The 8,628-nt window shown below is 32.3% G+C and carries 8 protein-coding genes; 3 read left to right on the forward strand and 5 right to left on the reverse strand.

Annotated features, from left to right (window positions below; translation table 11 throughout):
• Positions 1-310 (reverse strand): ComF family protein (locus B4I81_RS02720; RefSeq protein WP_291107160.1); only part of this gene is annotated, 310 nt, incomplete at its 3' end.
• A 394-nt stretch (positions 311-704) separates the two neighbouring features.
• Between B4I81_RS02720 and B4I81_RS02725 the strand changes: the two genes are divergently transcribed.
• Together B4I81_RS02725 and B4I81_RS02730 are read left to right on the forward strand one after the other, a co-directional pair.
• Entirely contained in the window at positions 705-1,481 is a 777-nt protein-coding gene (locus B4I81_RS02725) for a hypothetical protein (RefSeq protein ID WP_291107163.1), read from the forward strand.
• Positions 1,482-1,544: 63 nt separating this feature from the next.
• Positions 1,545-3,086 carry a glycine--tRNA ligase gene (locus B4I81_RS02730; protein ID WP_291107166.1) on the forward strand — a complete coding sequence of 514 codons (1,542 nt, stop codon included), beginning with the start codon at positions 1,545-1,547 and terminating at the stop codon, positions 3,084-3,086.
• 116 nt (positions 3,087-3,202) lie between these two features.
• Here the strand turns inward: B4I81_RS02730 and thiL are convergent, their stop codons facing one another.
• Both thiL and B4I81_RS02740 read right to left on the reverse strand, forming a co-directional pair.
• Positions 3,203-4,249 carry a thiamine-phosphate kinase gene (gene thiL, locus B4I81_RS02735; RefSeq protein WP_291107168.1) on the reverse strand — a complete coding sequence of 349 codons (1,047 nt, stop codon included), beginning with the start codon at positions 4,247-4,249 and terminating at the stop codon, positions 3,203-3,205.
• A 244-nt stretch (positions 4,250-4,493) separates the two neighbouring features.
• Complete coding sequence (locus B4I81_RS02740) at positions 4,494-4,928, reverse strand: regulatory protein RecX (protein WP_291107171.1); 435 nt, start codon at positions 4,926-4,928, stop codon at positions 4,494-4,496.
• A gap of 143 nt (positions 4,929-5,071) precedes the next feature.
• Here B4I81_RS02740 and B4I81_RS02745 point away from each other — a divergent pair, with 143 nt between their 5' ends.
• Positions 5,072-6,460: a dipeptidase gene (locus B4I81_RS02745; protein WP_291107174.1), complete on the forward strand. Its 1,389-nt coding sequence runs from the start codon at positions 5,072-5,074 to the stop codon at positions 6,458-6,460.
• Positions 6,461-6,488: 28 nt separating this feature from the next.
• Here B4I81_RS02745 and B4I81_RS02750 read toward each other — a convergent pair whose 3' ends face one another.
• Entirely contained in the window at positions 6,489-7,787 is a 1,299-nt protein-coding gene (locus B4I81_RS02750) for an HTTM domain-containing protein (RefSeq protein WP_291107177.1), read from the reverse strand.
• Positions 7,784-8,628: bifunctional riboflavin kinase/FAD synthetase (locus B4I81_RS02755; RefSeq protein WP_291107180.1), on the reverse strand; the 845-nt coding region annotated here is incomplete at its 5' end. The genes B4I81_RS02755 and B4I81_RS02750, both read right to left, overlap by 4 nt.

Here is an 8,628-nt window from a genome sequence, read left to right on the forward strand (position 1 = left end):
GTATTTTTAGCAAAGTTCTTGCACATGCTTCAAGGGTTGCGCCAGAAGTTATTACGTCATCAACTAGTAAAAAGTGTTTGTTGTGATCTTTTTCTGTATAATGCACATCAAATAAGGCATTACTAACCTCTTTTCTAGCTTCTTTATCTTTTTTTGTTTGTGTTTTTGAATAATAATTTCTGTACAATAATGAGTTGTTAAGCGGAATCTTTAATTCATTAGATAATGCTTCACAGAAAGTAGTTACTTGATTATAACCTCGCTCTTCAAGTCGTTTCTTGTGAAGTGGAACAGGGATAATTTCTGACATTGTTTTTATTTTAGTAACCGATTTTAAATCTTCAGAATATAATTTTCCAAGAAAACTACCAATCTGTTGTTGGTTTTTGTATTTTAGATTATGAATTAGATTTTGAACTATACCATTTTGATGAAAATATAACATTGAAGAGCCAAATTCTATTGGTATTATGCCATAAAATTTTTTTGTTGTATCATTGTTGTCTAAAAGATGATGTAGTGTGAAGGGCATATCATGAATGCATTTGCTACATAGAATAGATTCATTATTTAGTAGTAACGAATTACAGCCAAAGCATAGTNNATAGTTTTGGGAAAATTAAGTTTATCAGATATTTTAGCATTTTATCGATTAATTATAAAAGCATTAACATTTTTAAATAAATTTATATAAAAAAATTAACATGGCGCTTAAAAAAAATAAAACACTAAAAGTAAGTATCATTTTTTTAATGCTTATTTCTTTGTTTCTAGGTGTCAAATATTACAAGGTTTCGATTGATTTTAAAGACTACATGGATAGTTCTGAATTAGAAAATAAAGTACTTGAAAGTCAATTAACAGAAATTCTTTATAAATATGATTCTGTAAGTATAAAGAACAAAGCAGATAGTATCAGATTCAGTCAAGAAATAAAGTTAATAAACTCTGAATCTTTTAAAAATGCATCTAAATTTAAATCTGTTGATGACTCAATAATGTTTTTTACCAAAGAACAACAAATTGGGAAGTCTAATATCGTTGGCAAATCGTTAAATAATAATGTAGACTCTAATATTAGGAGTTTGATAAAAAGCGACTATCTTAATGCTTTAAATGTTAATGCAAAAGGAGTTAAAATTTATTCTGAAAGTTATAATTTACGTGAGCCAAAAATTCAACAATTGAGAGTTTGTTTTACGTTACAAGAAAACCAATTTGTTAAGGCGGGAAATAAAACCATATTTGTTCAGGTTGTAAATCCTAAAAATCAAATTATTTCCTCCGAGAATACCTATGTTGAAACAGAAAATAATATTAAACTTCAATACAGTGCATCTGTAAGTACTAATTATCAAAGACAAGATACAGATGTTTGTACTTATGTTGATTTAGAGCAAAAAAAGACAATTAGAGGTAAATATAAAATCAATATTTACCACGATTTCGTTAAAATTGGTACAACCGTTTTCGAATATTAACAATTCTTGTTTTTATTCTCTAATTTCTTTTCTTTATTTCATTCCTATTTTTACTTTTGCACTATGGCAAAACAAGATGATATTTTTAAGAATGTAGTTTCGCATGCAAAAGAGTACGGATTTATATTTCCGTCGAGCGAAATTTACGATGGTTTAAGTGCGGTTTATGACTATGCACAAAATGGTGTGGAGTTAAAAAAGAACATCCGTGAATACTGGTGGCAATCTATGGTGCAAATGCACGAAAATATTGTAGGATTAGACGCTGCAATTTTAATGCATCCAACCACTTGGAAAGCTTCTGGACACGTTGATGCTTTTAATGATCCATTAATCGATAATAAAGATTCTAAAAAAAGATACCGCGCTGATGTTTTAATTGAGGATTATGCCGAAAAATTAAATCAAAAAGCACAAAAAGAAATCGACAAAGCACGTGAGCGTTTTGGAGCTTCATTTGATGAAGAACAATACAAAACAACAAATCCTCGTGTGATGGAATATTTGTCTAAAAAGAAAGAAATTCTAGAAAGAATGGCGCGTTCTTTAGAGACAGAAAACCTTGCTGATGTTAAAGCTTTAATCGAAGAGTTAGAAATTGCTTGTCCAGAAAGCGGTTCAAAAAACTGGACCGATGTAAAGCAATTCAACTTAATGTTCGGAACTAAATTAGGTGCTTCTGCTGAAAACGCAATGGATTTATATTTGCGTCCAGAAACGGCTCAAGGTATTTTCGTAAACTTTTTAAATGTTCAAAAAACGGGACGTATGAAAATTCCTTTTGGAATTGCTCAAACGGGTAAAGCGTTTAGAAACGAAATCGTAGCAAGACAATTCATTTTCCGTATGCGCGAATTTGAACAAATGGAAATGCAGTTTTTCGTAAAACCAGGTGAAGAAATGAAATGGTACGAATACTGGAAAACAACACGTTTAGCTTGGCATCAGTCACTTGGTTTAGGAAAAGAAAACTATCGTTTCCATGACCATGAAAAATTAGCACATTACGCTAATGCTGCTGCGGATATCGAATTTAATTTCCCATTCGGATTCAAAGAATTAGAAGGAATTCACTCGAGAACCGATTTCGATTTGAAAGCACACGAACAATATTCAGGTAAAAAATTACAATATTTCGATACCGAAGAAAACAAAAACTATGTGCCTTATGTAGTAGAAACTTCAGTAGGATTAGATAGAATGTTCTTAGCAGTATTTTCAAAGTCATTACAAGAAGAAGTGTTAGAAGATGGTTCTACAAGGACAGTTTTACGTTTACCTTCAGTATTAGCACCAACAAAAGCTGCTGTTTTACCATTAGTTAAAAAAGACGGTTTACCAGAAGTAGCACGTAAAATCATCGATGATTTAAAATGGGATTTCAACGTAGCGTATGATGAAAAAGACGCAGTTGGAAGACGTTACAGAAGACAAGATGCTCTTGGAACACCTTTCTGTATTACAGTAGATCATCAAACATTAGAAGATGAAACGGTAACCATCCGTCACAGAGATTCCATGCAACAAGATAGAGTGAAGATTTCAGAATTACGAGATATCATTAACAACGAAGTTTCGATGAGAAACTGGTTGATGAAAATGTAGTTGAGAAGTAAAAAGTAAAAAGCTCAAAGTAAAAAGTAAACCCCGAATTTCATTTGAAATTCGGGGTTTTTATCTCTAAAGCTTTTTAAACTGCGACTGAATACTGCGACTGTAAACTAATCAATCAAAGCATTCCACCCTCGAGCTTTCAATGCAATCTTTGTATTCGCTCTTGTGATTAAATGATTTCCTTCAGTAGCGGCAACCATATGTCCGATTACCGTAAAATTTGGATTGCCTTTGATTTTGTCAAAATCTTCCATTTTAATCGTGAAAAGCAATTCGTAATCTTCGCCACCACTTAACGCTACGGTTGTGATGTCTAAATTAAATTCTTCACATACATTAATCAACTGCGGATCCACTGGGATTTTCTCTTCGTACAAATTACAACCTACATTACTCTGTTTGCACAAATGTAAAATTTCCGACGATAAACCATCTGAAATATCAATCATGGCGGTTGGTTTTACTTCTAATTTTTCTAAAAGTTCCTTTATATCAGTTCTGGCTTCTGGTTTTAATTGACGTTCAATTAAATACGTGTAATCGTCTAAAACCGGTTGGTTGTTTGGATTCACTTGAAACACTTGTTTTTCGCGTTCCAAAACTTGTAATCCCATGTAAGCCGCACCAATATCACCCGAAACCACTAATAAATCATTTTCTTTTGCGCCATTTCGGTACACGATATCTTCTGAATTTGCTTCACCAATTGCAGTTATACTAATAATTAACCCTTTTTGCGAAGAAGTGGTATCGCCACCAATTACATCTACATTGTAAATTTTAGAGGCTAACGTTATGCCATCAAACAGTTCTTCCAAAGCTTCCAATGGAAAACGATTCGAAACCGCTACCGAAACCGTAATTTGAGTTGGAGTTGCGTTCATCGCACAAATATCAGACACATTCGCAACAACGGCTTTGTAACCTAAATGTTTTAATGGCATGTAAGCCAAATCAAAATGAACACCTTCAACTAATAAATCGGTAGAAATTACCGCTTTTTTATCACCAAAATTCAATACCGCCGCATCGTCACCAATACCTTTTAGTGTTGATTCTTGACTAATAGTAAAATTTTTAGTTAAGTGTTCAATTAAGCCAAATTCGCCTAGTTGCGATAAACTCGTTCTTGATTGGTCTTTATTTTCTAACATGGATTATTTTTTGCAAAAGTACGATTTTATTGTGATACAAATATTTTAACGCAAATCCATGCAAAGTTTTTTCGCAAAGTCACGCAAAATAATTTTTAAAATCTGAGAATCTGCGGCTTAAAGGTTACACAAATGTTTTAACGCAAAGCCACGCAAAGTTTTTTAAACCACATAAGGAACATAACTATATCTTCGTGAAACGCTGTGTTGACTTCGTGTGGCTCTGTGTAACAACTCCCCACTTCTAACTCCCCACTTCCAACTCTTTTAGCTTCTCATAAATCAAACTCGTTTCATAGCCTTTTCGAAGTAAGAAATCGACAAATTTTTTATTTTTCTTTTGCCCTTTTCGTTCGGTGATGCTGTTCCAATGTTTTTCCGACAATTGGTGGAAATTTTCTTTATAGGTTTCCTCTGGAATTTCTTTTAAAGCTATTGTGATGATGCGAGAGGAGATGTTTCGAAATTTCAATTCGTTCACAATGCGGTTTTTACCCCATAATTTATAATTGTGTTTGCCACGAGCAAAACTTTGAGCAAAACGTTCTTCATTGATAAAATTGTTTTCGATTAGATAGGTCAGAATTCCCTCTTTTTCAGTAGAATTTATAGAAAACGAATATAATTTTTCCTCTACTTCCTTGTAGCAACGTTCTTGATAAGAACAATAATATTCCATCTTTGAATAGATTTCTTGTAAGGAAAATGAGGTTTTATTAGTCTTCAATTAATTTATGGTTTTTAATTTGTGTTTTATAGTGGCAAATTTATGGATTTGATTTCAACATTTTTTGTATTTTTGAACTTTATCAAACAATCACAATGGACAATATAAAACAATACGTTCAAGAAAATAAAGAACGTTTTTTAAGCGAATTAATCGAACTTTTAAAAATACCATCAGTAAGTGCTGATAGCGCTTATGCTCACGATGTCGTATTAACGGCCGAAGCAGTTAAAGCAAGTTTAGAAAAAGCAGGTTGCGATTTCGTAGAGCTTTGCGAAACGCCGGGTTATCCAATTGTTTACGGAGAAAAAATTATCGATAAAAATTTACCAACGGTTTTAGTTTATGGACATTACGATGTGCAACCACCAGATCCAATGGAATTATGGACATCACCTCCTTTTGAACCTGTAATTAAAACAACAGAAATTCACCCTGAAGGAGCTATTTTTGCTCGTGGTGCTTGTGATGACAAAGGTCAAATGTACATGCATGTAAAAGCTTTTGAATATATGATTCAAAACAATTGTTTGCCATGTAACGTAAAATTTATGATTGAAGGGGAAGAAGAAGTAGGTTCGAAAAGTTTGGGCTGGTTCGTAGAACGTAATCAAGAAAAATTGTCGAATGATGTAATTTTGATTTCAGATACGGGAATGATTTCTAACCAACAACCTTCAATTACAACTGGTTTAAGAGGTTTGAGTTATGTTGAGGTTGAAGTTACGGGTCCAAATAGAGATTTACATTCGGGATTATATGGAGGAGCTGTTGCGAATCCAATTAACGTGTTAACTAAAATGATTGCTTCGTTACATGATGAAAACAATCACATTGCGATTCCAGGTTTTTACGATAAAGTAGAAGAATTATCTGCTGCTGAAAGAGCTGAAATGGCAAAAGCACCATTCTCATTAGAAAAATACAAAAAAGCCTTAGATATCGAAGATGTTCATGGAGAAACAGGTTATGTTACCAATGAAAGAAATTCTATTCGTCCAACTTTAGATGTTAACGGAATTTGGGGTGGTTATACAGGTGAAGGAGCTAAAACAGTTATCGCAAGTAAAGCATATGCTAAAATTTCGATGCGTTTAGTACCTAACCAAGATTGGGAAGAAATTACCGAATTATTCAAAAAACATTTCGAAAGTATCGCGCCTAAATCAGTGAAAGTAGTGGTAAAACCACATCATGGTGGACAAGGTTATGTTACGCCAATTGATAGCGTTGGTTATAGAGCGGCTAATAAGGCGTACACAGAAACATTTGGAGTTCCTGCTATTCCTGTTCGTTCAGGAGGTAGTATTCCAATTGTAGCTTTATTTGAGAAGGAATTAAAGAGTAAAACAATTTTAATGGGCTTTGGTTTAGATAGTGATGCGATTCACTCGCCAAACGAGCATTTTGGGGTTTTCAATTACTTAAAAGGTATTGAAACTATTCCGCTATTCTACAAGTATTTTACAGAAATGAGTAAATAAAATAAACCCCGATGAAAATCGGGATTTTTTATTGGAGTTCAATCCATTTGTTATGTTTAAAATGACTCCATTTGGCCTTAGCCATATCAAACTTTGGGTCAATTAATGTTTTGTATTCTTTTCGATTGATGCTGTTTTTACAATCAATATAAATGGCAATAGGTTTTCCTTTATATTCCTCTTTAATGCGTTGACAGTATTGCCAAATGAAATCGGGTTTTGTGGCTAAATTTTGGGCTTGTTTATCTGTTAGGTTTTTTCTGTAATTGTAAATAGATTCTTCTCCTGATATCGTATCTTTAATTTTAATAGTAATATACCCATTTCTTTCGCGAAGCATCATGCGCCAACTTAATCGGTGTCCTTCTTCTGTCCAAAGCACATCACCTTCAATAAAATGATGACGAAGAGGTAGTGCAATTTGAATTATTAAATACGGAATCATTAAAAAATAAAGGATTCTTTTTCCGTAGAAATTTTGACTTAAGTTTTCATCTTCAAGCTTTGGCTTTTTTCTAAGAAATAGTCTTCGAATAGTCTCGGGTTCATAAAAGAACAAGGCGAAAGTCAATGCAAAAAAAGGAAAAATTCCGATTTCTAAAAATACTGCGTTAAATAAGTGAAATATTAAAGAAGCAATTAAAGCAAAGATTCTAGTTCTTTTAAACAATAACAAAGGGACTATTAACAAATCAAAAAGTATACCCATGTAAGCAATAAACATAAAAAACCATTTATGAAGAAATAGTTTTTTTAGAGCAATTACTTTAGTTGAGTCGGCAAGTAAATTTCGTGTAAATGTACCGTCTAACCAATCTGGGTATAATTTTGCTATCGAAGCAAAAATGTAAACAATAGCAATTTGAATAATAAATAAAAAACTAATCCAATAAGGCATCGTATTTTCTTCTTTAACACGATCTTGTTTAACATCAAGCGAAGCATAACGATTTGCGGGAAGAAAAATCAGTAATAAACTAATTAAAAGCAATAGGTAATAATGATTATTGTATGATGATTTTTGCATGAAATAGGCGCCAGCCCACAAAAGAGTATAGGCAATTATGGCGATTCGGTATCGATAACCAAGCATTATCGCTAATCCGAAAAATCCCATTAGAATAAAATAGCAATACATGCCATAACCAGGCAAAGGTTGAAGCCAGTCAAAGCCAATAAAAGAAAATGTGAATTCGGGGTCAATAAAAACTCGTTTTACCCATCCTGTTACAATGGCACCAAAACTTTCACAAGCAACTAAAAATCCAAAAAAGATTCGGAAAACAATTAATGGACTGTTATCTATTGCTTTGAAAAAAAAGTTCATTTTAAATTTTGAATGTAATTTAGTGAAAATAATTTGTCCCTCTCAAGTTGGGCTTTTAACTCGGTTAGTGAGTTGAATTTTTGCTCTTCTCTAATGTGTTCTAGAATAGATATTTGTAAGTTTTTATTGTAAATATTTTCGTTTAGTTCAAAAAAATGTACTTCAATAGATTGTTGGTTCTCTCCAATGGTTGGGTTTTTCCCTATGTTCATCATGCCAAAGTATAAAACATTGTTGATTATACTTGAAATTACATAAACGCCGTTTTTGGGCAATAATTTATAACTTTCGTTAATTTGAATGTTAGCTGTAGGGAAATTAATGGTTCTGCCAATTTTTTTTCCTTCTATTACATGTCCTGAGATAAAATAGGAATATCCTAAAAATTGATTAGCTAATTTAATTTTACCATCTAAAAGGGCTTTTCTAATTTTTGTTGAGCTTATAGTAATTTCATCAATATCTTGAGCACTGATTTGTTCTACTTCAAAATTATACTTTTTGCCAAAGTCAATTAAATCATTAATATCTGCAATTCTGTTCTTGCCAAAACGATGATCGTGACCTATTATGATTTTGTGAATATTTAATTTATCAATTAAAACATTTTTTACAAAATCTTCTGCCAACATATTTGAAAAAGTTTCATCAAAAGGTTGAATAATTAGGTAGTCTAGACCAAATTTTTCTAATAAAGTAGCTTTTTCATCTATCGTATTTAATAGTTTAATAGAGGAATCTTGTTGTAAAACCATTCTTGGATGAGGAAAGAAAGTTAGTACGATGCTTTCGTTTTTTTGTTCTCTTGCTGAATGGATCAATTTTTTAAGAATAGATTGAT

Origin of the sequence: Flavobacterium sp. UBA6195 (assembly GCF_002422095.1) — a bacterium.
In the GTDB taxonomy this organism is placed as follows: Bacteria; Bacteroidota; Bacteroidia; order Flavobacteriales; family Flavobacteriaceae; genus Flavobacterium.